Below are 16,549 nucleotides of genomic sequence, written 5' to 3' on the forward strand. Positions count from 1 at the left end.
TTTGCAGAGACCGCTTCCATGACTGACAACAACAACGTCCACCAGGCCTTCATCGCCGAGTGCAACGAGCAGATCGCCGCCCAGGGCCAGGACCAGAAGCTCCAGGGCCTGGCGCGGGACCTGTTCAACGAATCGGCCAGGCACAAGTACAGCTACCATTTCTCGTGGATGGGCCGGCCGATCATCCAGCTGCCCCAGGACATGATTGCCATGCAGGAACTGGTGTGGCGCATCCAGCCGGACCTGATCATCGAGTGCGGCATCGCCCATGGCGGTTCGATCATCTACTACGCTTCGCTGCTGCAACTGCTGGGTCATGGCGAGGTGCTGGGCATCGACGTCGACATCCGCCCGCACAACCGCAAGGCTATCGAAGAGCATCCGATGGCGCACCGCATCACCATGTTCGAAGGTTCGAGCATCGCCCCGGAGATGGTCGCCAAGGTGCGCCAGCTGGCCGAAGGCAAGAAGGTCATCGTCGTGCTCGATTCCAACCACACCCACGAGCACGTGCTCGAGGAGCTGCGCGCCTATGCGCCGCTGGTGTCGGTGGACAGCTACTGCGTGGTGATGGACACCGTGGTCGAGGACATGCCGGCCGACTTCTTCCCGGACCGCCCATGGGGCCATGGCGACAATCCGAAGACCGCGGTATGGCAGTACCTGAAAGAGAACAGCGACTTCGCCATCGACCGCCAGGTGCAGGACAAGCTGCTGCTGACCGTGGCGCCGGACGGCTACCTGCGCCGCGTGCGCTGATTGTTACCCAAGGTCACCAGCAGGAAGGTCTTCATGCAGCTTCAGGATACCCCGCTCATCGACCGCTCGCTGCGCGAGCGTTTCACCGTGGTGTTGATCACCCATAACCGTCCGGCGTTCCTGCGTCGGGCCTTGCACTATTATCGCGACTTCCCGGCGAGCATTCTGGTGCTGGACTCCTCCAGCCAGGCCGACGCCACCCTGCAGGCGGACTACCCGCAGGTGGACTACCGCCACCTGCCGCAGTACACCTACAAAGGGCTGCAGGACAAGCTCGCCTATGGCGTGAACGAAGTGCGCACGCCGTTCATGACCTTTGCCGCGGACGACGACTTCCTGCTGTTCGATGGCATGGCCCAGTCGGTGCAGTTCCTTGAGCAACACCCGGACTACGGCGTGTGCCATGGCTACGGCATGATGTACGTGGGGCACGGTACCGAGGTGCACTTCTACCGGCGCGACAAGCGCGTGCAGGAAGACTACTGCAGCGACGACCCGGCCCAGCGCCTGGTCGAGTTCATGGGCCAGTTCCTGCCGCCGTTCTACGCGGTCACCCGTACCGACCTGCTGCAGCAGTGGTATGCGCTGCTGCCGGCGAACACCAGCTTCGAGTGGCAGGAAATTGGCCATACCTTCTACCTGCTGGCCAACGCCAAGGCGCGTATCCTGCCGATTCCGTACGCGGTGCGTGAAGCCAACCTGGGGGGCTCGGACCACAACACCAACGTGCTCACCGTGCTGGCCAACCGCGACGAGCGCAGTCGCCAGGAGCGTGAGCAGTTCGCCGCGTTTCTCGCCTCGATCCCGACAGCCCTCAGCGGCCTCGGTGCCGAACGGGTGCAACAGGTGGCGCTGGAAGGCTTCCAGGCCATGGCCGAGGGCTTGCTCAGCGGTCGCGCCCTGCATGGCTGCATGATTATCACCTCGCGCTGGAACGTGCCGAGCCCCGAGCCGTTGCGCATCTTCGGCAAACAGCAGTTCGTCGAGATGCCGTTCTACAACCAGCCGATGTTCGATCTGCTGGCACAGCTGGAATTCCTGATCCATGCCATGCCTTGCGGGCGCATCCAGCTGCGTGAGCTCGAAGCGATCCTGGTGCGTCAGCAGGCGCTGATGCAGGTCAATGCCAATGACAACGAGCGCACCATCCGTGCGCGACTGTGGCAGGCACTGGCCCTGAGCCCGTTCAACCGGGTGGTGGTGGAGCGCCTGCTGGCCTCGCTGGAGGCGGCCGGCGACGAAGCCGAGGCCGCACCGCTGCGGCCTTGGCTGGCCCGGCTCGAGGCCTTGCCGAGTTATGACAGCCAGGCGCTGCTCGCATCGCTGCCCTCCGGCCAGTTGCTGGACTGGCTCGAAGCACGCACGCCTGACGCCGAACAGGCAAGCCTGGCCCGGCAGCGCCTGGCTGCAGCAGACGGTGGCCCAAGCTTCGGTATCGTGCTGCTCGACCTGGATGCGCAGATGGACAAGCTGCAGGCCACGTTCGACAGCCTGATGGCTGGCCCGTGCCGCCGGTTCAAGGTAGTGGTGCTGACCAGTGGCGACCTGCCGATGGTGACCAATGCCGGGCAGACCGTGCACTTCGTCAAGGTCGACAGCAACGACCACGTACGCCAGATCAACCAGGCGGTCGCCCAGCTGGATACCGACTGGGTGGTGCTGGCCGAAGCCGGCGATCGTTTCACCGCCAGCGGCTTGCTCCGGGCCAGCCTCGAACTGCTGGGTGCCGAAGGCATTCGCGCGGTGGCCATGGATGAAATCCAGGTGCAGGCGGATGGTCGTCTGCGTGAAGTCCTGCGCCCTGGCACCAGTCTCGACCTGCTGCAGAGCGTGCCGGGGGTGATGGCGCGCCACTGGTTGCTGCGCCGTGACTTGCTGCTGGCGGCAGGTGGCTTCGACAGCCAGTATCCGCTGGCGCTGGAGTTCGACCTGCTGCTGCGCATGATCGGTGAGCAAGGCCTGGCCGGCCTGGCGCACCTCGCCGAGCCGCTGTTGATCTGTAACGCACCAGCGCTCGACAGCCAGGACCAGGAGCGGGCGGTGCTGACTCGCCGCCTGGCCCAGCGTGGCTATGCGGCCACGGTGGGTTCGGTACACCCGGGCACTCACCAGATCGACTATCGGCATGCCGAGCGCCCGGCGGTCTCGATTCTCCTGCATTGCCAAGACAATGCTGAAGCAATGCAGAGGTGTCTGGTCAGTGTGCTGCAGCGCACGCGTTACCAGAACCACGAGATCGTCATCGCCGACAACGCCAGCCAGTCGCCGCAGCTGCGCGAATGGCTGGCCAGCCTGGCGGCTGCCGGCAGCCGGGTACGGGTTATCCGCAGCGAGCAGGCCATGGCGCCGGCCGCCATGCTCAACCTGGCCAGCCGTGAGGCGCAGGGCGAGTACCTGGTGATGCTCGACAGTGACGCCGAGGTGCTCAATGCCAACTGGCTGGAAGGCCTGCTCAACCAGGCCCAGCGGCCGGAGGTCGGGGTGGTTGGCGGCAAGCTGCTGGGCAGCGACGGCAAGGTGCTCGAGGCCGGGCTGGTGCTGGCGGGCGAGGCGGGCATCCGCCCGGCGTTCCAGGGCCTGGCCAAGGATGCGCCGGGCTACCTGCAGCGCTTGCAGGTGGAGCACAACGTCTCGGCGGTGTCGGGTTGCCTGATGGTGCGGGCCGAAGTGCTGCGGGCGCTGGGCGGGCTGGACGAACAGGCGGCGAGTATTCGCGCCGCCCAGGTGGCGGTCTGCCTGAGCGTGTCCGAGGCCGGGCTGTTGGTGGTCTGGACGCCCCAGGCCCAGGTGGTGCGCCATGGCCAGGTGGCGGCGCTGCCCTGTGCCCCGCAGGCGCAGGACCCGTTCTACAACGCCGGGCACAGCCGTAGCGCTGCGCTGTTCACCCTGGACCCGCACTGCCGGGTCGAGTGGCAGGCACTGATCGCCTGATCGCAGGGCTGCCTTGCAGCCCCCGCTCCCACCCGGGATCGCGCACTGGCCGATCCCGACGTCAGATCCGTGGGGGCGGGCCCGCCCGCGAAGGGCCGCAAGGCGGCCCGACTTGCCTGCTTTGTCGATTCGACAAAAAGAGCGTGACTTAAGAGTCAGAACGCGCATCTTCACTGTATATTGTCGAAACCGGGAACCGCCGCGTCGCCCCCGGACAAGCCGTCAGGGATCGGGAACCACCCGTATCGCCTGGCGTTTTGCCGTTTGGCCCTGGCGGGTATTTCGCTGTTACTGAATTGGGAAGCCATATGATTGGCATTAAAAGCATCGCCAGTTACGTGCCCACTGAAGGCGTGGACAACTACGCGCAGGGCGCGAAATTCGGCAAAGACCAGGATTTCATCTTCGGCAAGATCGGTTCGACCTTCTTGCCGCGCAAGGAAGCTGCCCAGGAAACCTCCGACCTTTGCGTCGAGGCCGCGAAGAACCTGTTCGCTGCCAATCCATCGCTTGACCCGGCAGCCATCGATGCGGTGATCGTGGTCACCCAGAACGGTGATGCCGAAGGCCTGCCGCACACTGCGGCGATCGTCCAGCACAAGCTTGGCCTGTCGACTGCCGTGGCTGCTTTCGACATCTCGCTGGGCTGCTCCGGCTATGTTTATGGCCTGTACGCGATGAAGGGCTTCATGGAAGCCGCCGGGCTGAAGAATGGCCTGCTGATCACCGCCGATCCCTATTCGAAGATCGTCGACCCCGAAGACCGCAACACCACCATGCTGTTCGGCGATGCCGCCACCGCTACCTGGATGGGTGAGGGCGCTGCCTGGCAGCTGGGCAAGTCACTGTTCGGCAGTGACGGCGCCGGTGCCGAGCACCTGCGCACCACGGATGGCAAGTTCTTCATGAACGGCCGCCAGGTCTACAACTTCGCCCTGGTGAAAGTACCGGCGCATTTGCAGCAACTGCTGGAAGCCAGTGCCCTGCAGCCTGACGACATCGATCTGTACTGCCTGCACCAGGGCAGCGCGGCGATCGTCGATGCCGTCTCGGCGCGCTTCGTCGAGGGCGAGCACAAGCAGAAGTTCGTCAAGGACATGGTCGAGACCGGCAATACCGTGTCGTCGAGCATTCCGCTGCTGCTCGAGAAGCATGTGCTTGGTTCCCAGCACAAGCGGGTGGCCTTGAGTGGTTTCGGTGTGGGCCTGTCCTGGGGCTCGGCGATCATCGAGCGACGTGACTGAGCGCACAGCGCTGATCTAGACGCCGCCGCCTTCAGGCGGCGTTTTTTTCCTCCCTGGCTGCCTTTTGGCGCCTGTAATCTGGCGTCAACTCCTTGATTTCATTGGGGTGGCAGGTTGCCAGTAAATTTTTTCGAAAAACCGCTAAAGAAACCCGCCCTGACGAAGATAACTATTACGAAGGTTCTCTGTGCCACACCCGGCGATTTGCCAAGGCCGGAAGCCGTAGTACCCAATCCAACGAGGAATTCGTCATGGCTTTGACCGTTAACACCAACACCACCTCTCTGGGCGTTCAGAAAAACCTGAACCGTGCTTCCGATGCACTGAGCACCTCGATGACCCGTCTGTCCTCCGGCCTGAAAATCAACAGCGCCAAAGACGACGCCGCCGGCCTGCAGATCGCTACCCGCATGACCTCGCAGATCCGTGGTCAGACCATGGCGATCAAAAACGCCAACGACGGTATCTCCATCGCCCAGACCGCTGAAGGCGCGATGCAAGAGCAGACCAACATCCTGCAGCGTATGCGTGAACTGGCAGTCCAGTCGCGAAACGACTCGAACAGCACCAAGGACCGTGAAGCTCTGAACAAAGAGTTCGCACAAATGTCCGACGAGCTGAGCCGTATCGCCAAGTCGACCCAGCTGAACGGCAAGAACCTGCTGGACGGTACCGCTGGCGTCCTGACCTTCCAGGTCGGTTCCAACTCCGGTGCCAACAACCAGATCAGCATCAGCCTGGACAGCGGTTTCGACGCCCAGACCCTGAGTGTTGACTCGGCCTCCATCGCCATCACCGGTTCGACCAGCGCCGAAGCCGAAGCCAGCATGAACGCTGCTCTGGACGCCATCGACGCCGCTCTGCAAACCATCAACACCACCCGTGCTGACCTGGGTGCTTCGCAGAACCGTCTGACCAGCACCGTCAACAACCTGCAGAACATCAACGAAAACGCCGAAGCCGCTCGTGGCCGTGTACAGGACACCGACTTCGCTGCTGAAACTGCCCAGCTGACCAAGCAGCAGACCCTGCAGCAAGCTTCCACTTCGGTTCTGGCCCAGGCCAACCAGCTGCCGTCCGCCGTACTGAAGCTGCTTCAGTAATCGCTGATGGTGACCGGCGGGGGAGTGCGCATTCTGGCGCTTCCCCCGCTTTTTCATTGCGAGGTGGCAAAACATGGACATGAGCGTCAAGCTTAACCTGTCCTACCCGACCGCTCGTCCGGCCGACCCGGCCGTCGACAAGCCGGTCACCCGCTCGGCCGACGCGCCGCGTGGTAACGGCGATACGCTGGAACCCAAGGCAGTCACCGCTGCGGAAAGTGCACATGATGCCGAAAAGGTGAAAAAGGCCGTTTCGGAAATCGAGAAGTTTCTCAGTTCGACCCGTCGTAACCTGGAATTCTCCACGGACGAAGAATCCGGCAAGATCGTGGTCAAGGTCATCGCCAGCGAGACTGGAGAGCTGATTCGCCAGTTGCCCTCGGAAGAGGCATTGCGGATTGCTCACAGCCTGAGCGATGTAAACAGTCTTTTGTTCGACGCCAAGGCCTGATTGGCGACGAATGCTTCAGGGGCGTTCCATGTCGGTCCTTGCAGGAGCGGGGCTGACGTTTCAAGAGAGGGATAACGGTCATGGCGAGTAGCATTGTCTCCAGTATCGGTCTGGGTACCGGGCTGAACATCACCGAAATGGTCCAGGCGCTGGTGAGTGCTGACACTGCGGCGAAAAAGGCGCAGATCACCCGGCAAACCAGCAACAACGCCGCAATGATTTCGGGTGTGGGCTCGCTGCGCAGCGCCCTGACGGCGTTCCAGGACGCCATGAAGAAGCTCAACGATCCGAACGCGCCGTCGTTCAACGCCTACTCCGCGAAGTCGGCCAACGAGGCGGTGATCAAGGTCACCTCCAGCAACAAGGCGGTGGCCGGTAGCTACTCCATCGTGGTCGACAAGATGGCCACCAGCTCCAAGGTCGCCAGCCAGCAATTCGCCGGCGGTTCGACCTCGGCCATCAGTGCTGGCCAGCTGACCGTGAGCCAGGGTGGCAACAACTGGAACATCGACATCGCCAGTGGCGCCACCCTGGAAAGCGTGCGCGACCAGATCAACAAGGAGCTCAACGTCCAGGGTGTCTCGGCCAACATCGTCAATGCCGAGGGTGGCGCGCGGCTGGTGCTCTCCTCCACCACCACCGGGGCTGGCTCGGACATTTCGCTCAGCGGTATTCCCGAACTGCAGATCGATGGCACCGTCAAGATGTCCGGCACGGGTGCCGGCTACATCACCGATCCGGCTCATGATGCCGAGCTGACCATTGACGGCCTGAAGGTGACCAGCGCGAAGAACACCATCGACAGCGCCATCAGCGGCATGACGCTGGAGTTGACCGGTGTTTCCGCTGCTGGCACTAGCACCAGCATCACGGTGGCGGCTGACAATGAGGGGCTGCAGAAGTCCGTCCAGTCGTTCGTCGATGCCTACAACACCCTGCAAAAGGCAATCACCTCGCTGACCTCCACCTCGCGAGACGATGACGACAACCTGGTACTGGGGCCGCTGACCAACGACCCGACCACCCGTTCGCTGGTCAACGATATCCGCAAGGTGCTTTCCGAAGTGGGCGCGGGCAGCCAGCTGACCACCCTGAGCCAGCTGGGTATCAACACCACCAAGGACGGCACCCTGGAGTTCAACTCCACCAAGTTCAACGCGGCCATGAACGACAAGAAGCTGGGCGCGGAGGTGCAGGAGCTGTTCACCGGTACCAATGGCATCTTCGAGCGCATGAACAAGGCCATTGACCCTTACAACTCCACCGATGGCAGCCTGGCCACGCGCAAGGCCAGCCTGGACAAGGTAGCCAAGAACCTGGCCGATCAGCAGCTGGCGCTGGAGCGCCGCACCGAGTCGCTGACCGAGTCGCTGACCAAGAAGTTCGTCGCGATGGATACCGCGGTGGCCAAGCTCAATGCCCAGGCCAACCAGATCAAGTCCGTGTTCGATGCCCTCAACGCGCAGGCCAAGAACTCCTGACCGCAACGGTAGCGCGGTAACGTAAAAAGCCCGACGGCGTCAGCAGGCGTGTCGGGCTTTTCCATTGTGCGCCTAAAGTTTTTTGACGGCCCGGCGATACACAGGTACAAGCAACCTTTTTTGCAGCAACGAGGTAGATCCATGAACCCGATGTTGGCCCTTCGGCAGTACCAGAAAGTCAATGGTGTGGCGCAAACGTCCGAAGCCAGCCCGCACCGTCTGGTGCAGATGCTCATGCAGGGCGGCCTGGACCGCATGGCGCAGGCCAAGGGGGCGATTGCGCGCAATGACGTCGCGCAGCGGGGTATCCTCATCGGCAAGGCCATCGACATCATCGGCGGGCTGCGCGAAGGCCTGGACCTGGAAAACCACGCCGACAGCCTGGCCGACCTGGACAGCTTGTATACCTACATGAGTCGTCGCTTGATCGAGGCCAACGCCAAGGGTGACCCCGCTATCATCGATGAAGTGGCACGCCTGCTGATCACTGTGAAGGAAGGTTGGGACGCAATCGGCGATCAGTCGGCGGCTTCCTGACAAAGGAGTGACATGAGCGAAGTAATCGCCCGAATCGAGCAAACCCGGGAGCTGCTACTGGCGGCGCTGGCCAACCGTGACTGGGAAGCGGTAGGGGAGCTGGACCTGGAGTGCCGCTTGCGCATCAGCGACATGCTGACCGAGGCGAAGGGCAACGAGGCCGATGTCAGTGCCAGCCTTGAGCAATTATTGAGCGTTTATCGCCAATTAATTGAAGTTGCAAGTGGCGAACGTCAATCCCTGGTCGAAGAAATGACGAAAATCCGTCAGGCGAAAAATGCCGCGAAGGTATACCATTTGTTCTCGTGACCACAGATGTTGCCAAAAGCCATGCGCCATTAATTTGACTGGTTGGTTTTTTTTGACTTTACTAGTGGCTGTTTTCGAATTTCAGACGTCCGAACACTGACCATTCAGTCGGAATGATGTCGAACACGCCCCTGCTGGGCGCCGAATGACTAGGGAAGTTGCTATTGCATGTGGCGTGAAACCAAGATTCTGCTGATCGATGACGACAGCGCCCGCCGCCGCGATCTCGCGGTGGTGCTTAACTTCTTGGGCGAAGAAAACCTCGCTTGCTCCAGCCAGGACTGGCAGCAAGTGGTCGAGCCGTTGTCTTCGAGTCGTGAAGTGCTGTGCGTGCTCATCGGTGCTGTGAATGCTCCGGGCAATCTCCTTGGGCTCGTTAAGACAGTGGCAGGGTGGGATGAGTTCCTTCCGGTTCTGCTTTTAGGTGAAATTTCTTCTGTGGAGTTTCCGGAGGACCTTCGTCGCCGGATACTTTCCAACCTGGAAATGCCGCCAAGCTACAGCCAGTTGCTGGATTCGCTGCACCGTGCCCAGGTCTATCGCGAGATGTACGACCAGGCCCGCGAGCGTGGCCGTCAGCGCGAACCCAACCTGTTCCGCAGCCTGGTCGGCACCAGCCGTGCCATCCAGCACGTGCGCCAGATGATGCAGCAAGTGGCCGATACCGATGCCAGCGTGCTGATCCTCGGCGAGTCCGGCACTGGCAAGGAAGTGGTGGCGCGCAACCTTCACTACCACTCCAAGCGCCGTGAAGCGCCGTTCGTGCCGGTCAATTGCGGGGCGATCCCGGCCGAGTTGCTGGAAAGCGAACTGTTCGGCCACGAAAAGGGCGCCTTCACCGGAGCCATCACCAGCCGTGCCGGGCGTTTCGAGCTGGCCAACGGCGGTACCCTGTTCCTCGACGAAATCGGCGACATGCCGTTGCCGATGCAGGTCAAGCTGTTGCGCGTGCTGCAGGAGCGCACCTTCGAACGGGTGGGTAGCAACAAGACCCAGAGCATCGATGTGCGCATCATCGCCGCGACCCACAAGAACCTCGAGACCATGATCGAGGACGGCACGTTCCGCGAAGACCTGTACTACCGCCTGAACGTATTCCCCATCGAGATGGCGCCATTGCGCGAGCGCGTGGAAGACATCCCGCTGCTGATGAACGAACTGATCTCGCGCATGGAGCACGAGAAGCGCGGATCCATCCGCTTCAACTCTGCCGCGATCATGTCGCTGTGCCGGCATGGCTGGCCGGGCAACGTGCGTGAGCTGGCCAACCTGGTCGAGCGCATGGCGATCATGCACCCATACGGGGTGATCGGCGTGTCCGAGCTGCCGAAGAAATTCCGCTACGTCGATGACGAAGACGAGCAGATGGTCGACAGCCTGCGCAGCGACCTGGAAGAGCGCGTGGCCATCAATGGCCATACGCCGAACTTCAGCAGCCACGCGATGCTGCCGCCCGAGGGCCTGGACCTCAAGGACTACCTCGGTAGCCTGGAGCAGGGCCTGATCCAGCAGGCACTGGACGATGCCAACGGTATCGTCGCCCGAGCGGCGGAACGTTTGCGCATTCGTCGTACCACCCTGGTCGAGAAGATGCGCAAATACGGCATGAGCCGCCAGGGGGGCGAGGAGCAGGCGGAGGATTGATGGCTGGGGCGGGTGTTCGCCCTGGTCTTTCCGATGCCTGTTGGATCGAGCGCCGCCCGCGCGGCGCATCGATCTCCGCCCCAGCACAATACCCACGCCCTGCACTAAACCCCCATCTCCGGCACGGCTATTGCTACACCGCTGGCAACATACCGTTTTTATGACGGTCAGCCACGCGAGAGAGCACGATGCCCCAGGCCGCCCACGTATCCCGAGCCCCCTTTGCGCAGGGCCAATCCCTGGTCGAGCAGGAAAGCCGCCAGGGCGTCGAACAGGCTTTTGCCCTGTTCAATCAGGTGTCCAGCCAGCTAAGCCAGTCCTATAGCCTGCTCGAAGCACGGGTCAGTGAACTCAAGGGTGAGCTGGCAGTCGTCAGCGCCCAGCGCATCGCCGAGCTGAGCGAAAAGGAGCGCCTGGCCAATCGCCTGCAGAACCTGCTCGACCTGCTGCCTGGCGGGGTCATCGTGATCGATGGCCAGGGCCTGGTGCGTGAAGCCAACCCGGCCGCCTGCGAACTGCTCGGTGAGCCGCTGCTCGGCCAGCTGTGGCGCCAGGTGATCGCCCGCAGCTTTGCCCCGCGCAAGGACGACGGCCACGAAGTCTCGTTGCGCGATGGCCGTCGCCTGTCCATTGCCACCCGCTCGCTGGATGCCGAACCCGGTCAACTGGTGTTGCTCAACGACCTGACCGAAACCCGTCGCCTGCAAGACCAGCTGGCCCGCCATGAGCGCCTGTCGTCGCTGGGGCGCATGGTCGCCTCGCTGGCCCACCAGATCCGCACGCCGCTGTCGGCGGCCATGCTCTACGCCAGCCACCTGGCCGACCCCGAACAAGACCTGAACGCGGAAACCCGCCAACGTTTTGCCGGTAGCCTGAAAGAGCGCCTGCACGAGCTGGAGCACCAGGTGCGTGACATGCTGGTGTTTGCCCGGGGCGAATTGCCGCTGGGCGACCGGGTGACGCCGAAGGCATTGTTCCAGGCGCTGCAGCAGGCAGCCCAGGTGCATGTACAGGGGCACGCCGTGCGTTGGCAGTGCGACAGCCACCTGGGTGAGTTGCTGTGCAACCGCGATACCCTGGTCGGCGCCTTGCTCAACCTGATCGAGAATGCCCTGCAGGCCAGCGACGGCCCGGCGCGGCTGAAGGTGCACCTGTTCCGCCGTCAGCGCACCTTGCACCTGTGCGTGAGCGACGCTGGCAGTGGCATTGAGGCAGAGTTGCTCGGGCGTCTGGGTGAACCGTTTCTGACCACTCGACCCACCGGCACCGGCTTGGGCCTGGCCGTGGTCAAGGCCGTGGTGCGCGCGCATCAGGGTTCGCTCAGCCTGCGCTCGAAGGTCGGCCGTGGTACCTGCGTGCGTGTGGAGCTGCCGTTGATCGACGGGCAGTTGGCGGAGGGGGCGTGATGGCCGTCAAGGTGTTGCTGGTGGAGGACGACCGGGTATTGCGTCAGGCGTTGGGCGATACCCTGGAAATCGGCGGTTTTGCCTACCAGGCGGTAGGCAGTGCCGAGGAGGCGCTGGGCGCGGTGCAGGAAGAGCCCTTCAGCCTGGTGATCAGCGATGTGAACATGCCCGGCATGGACGGGCACCAGTTGCTGGCCGAGCTACGCCGCCAGCAGCCACAACTGCCGGTATTGTTGATGACCGCGCATGCTGCAGTGGAGCGTGCGGTCGAGGCCATGCGTCAGGGCGCCGTCGATTATCTGGTCAAACCCTTCGAACCCAAGGCCTTGCTCAGCCTGGTCGAACGCCATGCTGCCGGGCGACTGGGAGCGGCCGACGAAGAGGGGCCGGTGGCTTGCGAGCCGGCCAGCCGGCAGTTGCTGGAGCTGGCCGCGCGCGTGGCGCGCAGCGACTCGACCGTGCTGATTTCGGGTGAGTCCGGCACCGGCAAGGAAGTGCTCGCGCGCTACATTCACCAGCAATCGCCACGGGCTGCACAACCGTTCGTGGCGATCAACTGCGCAGCGATCCCCGACAACATGCTCGAAGCTACCTTGTTTGGCCACGAGAAAGGTGCCTTCACTGGCGCCATCGCTGCTCAGGCCGGCAAGTTCGAGCAGGCCGAAGGCGGCACCTTGCTGCTCGACGAAATTTCGGAAATGCCACTGGCCCTGCAGGCCAAGTTGCTGCGGGTGCTGCAGGAGCGTGAAGTAGAGCGGGTAGGCGGGCGCAAACCGATCAGCCTGGACATTCGCGTGCTGGCCACCACCAACCGCGACCTGGCCGGCGAAGTGACGGCAGGGCGCTTCCGGGAAGACCTGTTCTACCGCCTGTCGGTGTTCCCCCTGGCCTGGCGCCCGTTGCGCGAACGCCCGGGCGACATCCTGCAGTTGGCCGAGCGGTTGCTGGCCCGCCATGTGGCCAAGATGAAGCACGCTCCGGTGCGCCTGTCACCAGCGGCCCGTGCATGCCTGCAGGGGCACGCCTGGCCGGGCAACGTGCGTGAACTGGACAACGCCTTGCAGCGGGCGCTGATCCTGCAGCAGGGTGGTGTGATCGAGGCGGCGGATTTTTGTCTGGCGGGCGCCATTCCATTGTCGGTCGGCAGCGAGGCGCCGCCCGAGGTGGTGGTCGAAGCCGGCGGGTTGGGTGATGACATGCGCCGCCACGAGTACCAGATGATCATCGACACCCTGCGTGCCGAACGTGGCCGCCGCAAAGAAGCGGCCGAACGCCTGGGCATAAGCCCACGCACCTTGCGCTACAAGCTGGCGCAAATGCGCGATGCCGGGTTTGACGTCGAAGCCAGCCTGTTCGGCTGAAAGCCTACGGGGCCGCATCGCGCCCCGGCTCGCCTGGTCATCATGAAAGCCGTGGCACAGGCGCTGGATCAACTGACATTCCAAGGCTGGCACCTTTGTTGCTTTACGTAGGCTATCCGCCGCATCCCGTCAAAAAAATGCGGCCGCAGGAGAGAGAAGGGTCATGAGCCAAGGTGTTGAATTCAATCGTCTGATGTTGGACATGCGGGCCATGCAGGCCGATGCCATGTCGCTGCCCAAGGTGGCTGCTGCCCCCGAACTGGCGCCGGGGCAGAGTACCTTTGCCGACATGCTCGGCCAGGCCATCGGCAAGGTGCATGAGACACAGCAGGCTTCGACCCAGCTGGCCAACGCCTTCGAGATCGGCAAGAGCGGCGTCGACCTGACTGACGTCATGATCGCTTCGCAAAAGGCCAGCGTGTCGATGCAGGCACTGACCCAGGTACGCAACAAGCTGGTCCAGGCGTACCAGGACATCATGCAGATGCCGGTTTGAGGACGGACGTAAACCATGGCTGAAGCAGTCGTCGACAACGCCCCCGTGAAAAGCGGCCCGCCCGCGGCCAAGCCGCCGCTGTTCGGCATGGCGTTTCTGGAAAACATCGCGCAGATGCCCATGCTGCGCCAGGTCGGCCTGCTGGTCGGCCTGGCCGCCAGCGTGGCGATCGGCTTTGCCGTGGTGCTGTGGTCGCAGCAACCGGATTACCGCCCGCTGTATGGCAGCCTGGCGGGCATGGACACCAAGCAGGTCATGGATACCCTGGCCGCTGCCGACATCCCCTACAACGTCGAGCCCAATTCCGGCGCTCTGCTGGTCAAGGCCGACGACCTCTCCCGTGCGCGCCTGAAACTGGCCGCAGCCGGCGTGGCGCCGAGCGATGGCAATGTCGGCTTCGAGCTGCTCGACAAGGAGCAGGGCCTGGGCACCAGCCAGTTCATGGAAGCCACCCGTTATCGTCGCAGCCTGGAAGGCGAACTGGCGCGTACCGTGTCCAGCCTGAACAACGTCAAGGCCGCACGCGTGCACCTGGCCATCCCGAAAAGCTCGGTGTTCGTGCGTGACGAACGCAAGCCCAGCGCCTCGGTACTGGTCGAGCTGTACCCGGGGCGTGCCCTGGAAGCCGGGCAGGTGATGGCCATTGTCAACCTGGTCGCGACCAGCGTGCCGGAACTGGACAAGTCCCAGGTCACCGTGGTCGACCAGAAAGGCAACCTGCTGTCCGAGCAGATCCAGGACACTGCGCTGACCCAGGCCGGCAAGCAGTTCGACTACAGCCGCCGGGTAGAGAGCATGCTCACCCAGCGCGTGCACAACATCCTGCAACCGGTGCTGGGCAATGACCGCTACAAGGCCGAAGTGTCTGCCGACCTCGACTTCAGCGCGGTCGAGTCCACCTCCGAACAGTTCAACCCCGACCAGCCGGCGCTGCGCAGCGAGCAATCGGTCGACGAACAACGTGCCAGCAGCCAGGGCCCGCAGGGCGTGCCCGGTGCGCTGAGCAACCAGCCGCCAGGCCCGGCCTCGGCACCGCAGACCACCGGCGGTACCGCCGCGCCGGCGGCGGCCATCCAGCCCGGCCAGCCACTGGTAGATGCCAACGGCCAGCAGATCATGGACCCGGCCACCGGCCAGCCGATGCTGGCGCCGTATCCGTCGGACAAGCGGCAACAGAGTACCAAGAACTTCGAGCTGGACCGTTCCATCAGCCACACCCGTCAGCAGCAGGGGCGCATGACCCGCCTGTCGGTGGCGGTGGTGGTGGATGACCAGGTCAAGGTCGACCCGGCCACTGGCGACACTACCCGTGCCCCGTGGGGTGCCGAGGACCTGGCGCGCTTCACTCGCCTGGTGCAGGACGCGGTCGGTTTCGATGCCAGCCGTGGCGACAGCGTGACGGTGATCAACGTGCCGTTCGCCGCCGACCGTGGCGAGGAAATCAGCGACATCGCCTTCTATCAGCAGCCGTGGTTCTGGGACATCGTCAAGCAGGTGCTGGGCGTGGTGTTCATCCTGGTGCTGGTGTTCGGTGTACTGCGGCCGGTGCTGAACAACATCACCGGGGGCGGCAAGCAGGCTGCCCAGGATAGCGACATGGAGCTGGGCGGCATGGTGGGGTTGGAGGGCGAACTGGCCAACGACCGCGTCACTCTGGGTGGCCCGACAAGCATTCTGCTGCCTAGCCCGACCGAGGGCTACGAGGCACAGCTCAACGCAATCAAAGGCCTGGTGGCCGAAGACCCGGGCCGTGTGGCCCAGGTCGTGAAAGAGTGGATCAACGCCGATGAGTGATAACCGAGCCGTTACCGCCAAGCTGAGCCGCGTCGACAAGGCGGCGATCCTCCTGCTCTCGCTGGGCGAGACCGATGCGGCCCAGGTGCTGCGCCACATGGGGCCCAAGGAAGTGCAGCGGGTCGGTGTGGCCATGGCGCAGATGGGCAATGTGCACCGCGACCAGGTCGAGCAGGTGATGAGCGAGTTCGTCGAGATCGTCGGCGACCAGACCAGCCTGGGTGTCGGTTCCGACGCCTACATCCGCAAGATGCTCAACCAGGCCCTCGGCGAGGACAAGGCCAACGGCCTGGTCGACCGCATCCTGCTCGGTGGCAACACCAGCGGCCTGGACAGCCTCAAGTGGATGGAGCCGCGTGCCGTGGCCGACGTGATCCGCTACGAACACCCGCAGATTCAGGCCATCGTGGTCGCCTACCTCGACCCCGACCAGGCTGGCGAAGTGCTGAGCAACTTCGACCACAAGGTGCGCCTGGACATCGTCTTGCGCGTGTCGTCGCTGAACACCGTGCAGCCGGCGGCGCTGAAGGAGCTGAACCAGATCCTCGAGAAGCAGTTCTCGGGCAACTCCAATGCGGCGCGTACCACCCTGGGCGGTATCAAGCGAGCGGCCGACATCATGAACTTCCTCGACAGCTCGGTGGAAGGTGCACTGATGGACGCGATCCGCGAAATCGACAGCGACCTGTCGGAGCAGATCGAGGACCTAATGTTCGTCTTCAACAACCTGGCCGACGTCGACGACCGCGGCATCCAGGCGCTGCTGCGCGAAGTGTCGTCCGACGTGCTGGTGGTGTCGCTCAAGGGCGCCGACGAGCGGGTCAAGGACAAGATTTTCAAGAACATGTCCAAGCGTGCCTCCGAGCTGCTGCGCGACGACCTGGAAGCCAAGGGGCCGGTGCGGGTCAGCGACGTGGAAACGGCGCAGAAGGAAATCCTCACCATCGCCCGACGCATGGCCGAGGCCGGCGAGATCGTGCTTGGTGGCAAGGGCGCCGAGGAAATGATCTAAGGTATTCGCGATCTGAGACCG

Annotated in this window: 14 protein-coding genes; all 14 read left to right on the top strand. The window is 63.4% G+C overall.

What is annotated here, in order from left to right; genetic code table 11:
• Positions 1–18: 18 nt before the first annotated feature.
• The 14 genes from HU760_RS08040 to fliG all read left to right on the top strand — a co-directional run bounded on the left by HU760_RS08040 (position 19) and on the right by fliG (position 16,528).
• Complete coding sequence (locus tag HU760_RS08040; RefSeq protein ID WP_186679691.1) at positions 19–759, top strand: cephalosporin hydroxylase family protein; 741 nt, start codon at positions 19–21, stop codon at positions 757–759.
• Between the two features lie 33 nt (positions 760–792).
• Positions 793–3,690: a TIGR00180 family glycosyltransferase gene (locus HU760_RS08045; protein WP_186679693.1), complete on the top strand. Its 2,898-nt coding sequence runs from the start codon at positions 793–795 to the stop codon at positions 3,688–3,690.
• Between the two features lie 308 nt (positions 3,691–3,998).
• Entirely contained in the window at positions 3,999–4,934 is a 936-nt protein-coding gene (locus HU760_RS08050) for a ketoacyl-ACP synthase III (protein ID WP_186679695.1), read from the top strand.
• A gap of 251 nt (positions 4,935–5,185) precedes the next feature.
• Positions 5,186–6,037, top strand: a complete 852-nt coding sequence (locus HU760_RS08055; protein ID WP_170031127.1) for a flagellin domain-containing protein — start codon at positions 5,186–5,188, stop codon at positions 6,035–6,037.
• A gap of 73 nt (positions 6,038–6,110) precedes the next feature.
• Positions 6,111–6,488: a flagellar protein FlaG gene (locus HU760_RS08060; RefSeq protein WP_186679697.1), complete on the top strand. Its 378-nt coding sequence runs from the start codon at positions 6,111–6,113 to the stop codon at positions 6,486–6,488.
• An 80-nt stretch (positions 6,489–6,568) separates the two neighbouring features.
• Positions 6,569–7,969 (top strand): flagellar filament capping protein FliD, encoded by a 1,401-nt coding sequence (gene fliD / locus HU760_RS08065; RefSeq protein WP_186679707.1) that lies wholly within the window; start codon positions 6,569–6,571, stop codon positions 7,967–7,969.
• A gap of 141 nt (positions 7,970–8,110) precedes the next feature.
• A complete protein-coding gene (fliS, locus tag HU760_RS08070; RefSeq protein WP_170031121.1) occupies positions 8,111–8,506 on the top strand; it encodes a flagellar export chaperone FliS in 396 nt (131 codons plus the stop codon).
• A gap of 12 nt (positions 8,507–8,518) precedes the next feature.
• On the top strand, positions 8,519–8,815 hold the full coding sequence (fliT, locus tag HU760_RS08075; RefSeq protein WP_170031119.1) for a flagellar protein FliT: 297 nt from the start codon (positions 8,519–8,521) through the stop codon (positions 8,813–8,815).
• A gap of 168 nt (positions 8,816–8,983) precedes the next feature.
• Positions 8,984–10,459 carry a transcriptional regulator FleQ gene (gene fleQ / locus HU760_RS08080; protein ID WP_186679710.1) on the top strand — a complete coding sequence of 492 codons (1,476 nt, stop codon included), beginning with the start codon at positions 8,984–8,986 and terminating at the stop codon, positions 10,457–10,459.
• A 188-nt stretch (positions 10,460–10,647) separates the two neighbouring features.
• Complete coding sequence (locus tag HU760_RS08085; protein WP_186679713.1) at positions 10,648–11,865, top strand: sensor histidine kinase; 1,218 nt, start codon at positions 10,648–10,650, stop codon at positions 11,863–11,865.
• Positions 11,865–13,226 carry a sigma-54-dependent transcriptional regulator gene (locus HU760_RS08090; RefSeq protein ID WP_186679715.1) on the top strand — a complete coding sequence of 454 codons (1,362 nt, stop codon included), beginning with the start codon at positions 11,865–11,867 and terminating at the stop codon, positions 13,224–13,226. Before HU760_RS08085 ends, HU760_RS08090 begins: the two co-directional genes overlap by 1 nt.
• Before the next feature lie 163 nt (positions 13,227–13,389).
• Positions 13,390–13,722 carry a flagellar hook-basal body complex protein FliE gene (fliE, locus tag HU760_RS08095; RefSeq protein ID WP_013973606.1) on the top strand — a complete coding sequence of 111 codons (333 nt, stop codon included), beginning with the start codon at positions 13,390–13,392 and terminating at the stop codon, positions 13,720–13,722.
• Positions 13,723–13,737: 15 nt separating this feature from the next.
• Positions 13,738–15,516 carry a flagellar basal-body MS-ring/collar protein FliF gene (fliF, locus tag HU760_RS08100; RefSeq protein WP_186679716.1) on the top strand — a complete coding sequence of 593 codons (1,779 nt, stop codon included), beginning with the start codon at positions 13,738–13,740 and terminating at the stop codon, positions 15,514–15,516.
• Positions 15,509–16,528, top strand: coding sequence for a flagellar motor switch protein FliG (fliG, locus tag HU760_RS08105; RefSeq protein WP_013973604.1), 1,020 nt, complete (start codon positions 15,509–15,511; stop codon positions 16,526–16,528). The genes fliF and fliG overlap by 8 nt, the downstream gene beginning before the upstream one ends.
• Positions 16,529–16,549 lie beyond the last annotated feature (21 nt).

This window comes from Pseudomonas oryzicola (assembly GCF_014269185.2).
GTDB lineage: Bacteria > Pseudomonadota > Gammaproteobacteria > Pseudomonadales > Pseudomonadaceae > Aquipseudomonas > Aquipseudomonas oryzicola.

Excerpts from the sequence above, each read along its gene's own strand:
- fliF (WP_186679716.1), top strand. The coding sequence starts at position 13,738 with ATGGCTGAAGCAGTCGTCGACAACGCCCCCGTGAAAAGCGGCCCGCCC.
- HU760_RS08045 (WP_186679693.1), top strand. The coding sequence starts at position 793 with ATGCAGCTTCAGGATACCCCGCTCATCGACCGCTCGCTGCGCGAGCGT.
- fliD (WP_186679707.1), top strand. The coding sequence starts at position 6,569 with ATGGCGAGTAGCATTGTCTCCAGTATCGGTCTGGGTACCGGGCTGAAC.
- fliG (WP_013973604.1), top strand. The coding sequence starts at position 15,509 with ATGAGTGATAACCGAGCCGTTACCGCCAAGCTGAGCCGCGTCGACAAG.
- HU760_RS08040 (WP_186679691.1), top strand. The coding sequence starts at position 19 with ATGACTGACAACAACAACGTCCACCAGGCCTTCATCGCCGAGTGCAAC.
- HU760_RS08090 (WP_186679715.1), top strand. The coding sequence starts at position 11,865 with ATGGCCGTCAAGGTGTTGCTGGTGGAGGACGACCGGGTATTGCGTCAG.
- fliT (WP_170031119.1), top strand. The coding sequence starts at position 8,519 with ATGAGCGAAGTAATCGCCCGAATCGAGCAAACCCGGGAGCTGCTACTG.
- HU760_RS08050 (WP_186679695.1), top strand. The coding sequence starts at position 3,999 with ATGATTGGCATTAAAAGCATCGCCAGTTACGTGCCCACTGAAGGCGTG.
- HU760_RS08085 (WP_186679713.1), top strand. The coding sequence starts at position 10,648 with ATGCCCCAGGCCGCCCACGTATCCCGAGCCCCCTTTGCGCAGGGCCAA.
- HU760_RS08060 (WP_186679697.1), top strand. The coding sequence starts at position 6,111 with ATGGACATGAGCGTCAAGCTTAACCTGTCCTACCCGACCGCTCGTCCG.
- fleQ (WP_186679710.1), top strand. The coding sequence starts at position 8,984 with ATGTGGCGTGAAACCAAGATTCTGCTGATCGATGACGACAGCGCCCGC.
- fliS (WP_170031121.1), top strand. The coding sequence starts at position 8,111 with ATGAACCCGATGTTGGCCCTTCGGCAGTACCAGAAAGTCAATGGTGTG.
- HU760_RS08055 (WP_170031127.1), top strand. The coding sequence starts at position 5,186 with ATGGCTTTGACCGTTAACACCAACACCACCTCTCTGGGCGTTCAGAAA.
- fliE (WP_013973606.1), top strand. The coding sequence starts at position 13,390 with ATGAGCCAAGGTGTTGAATTCAATCGTCTGATGTTGGACATGCGGGCC.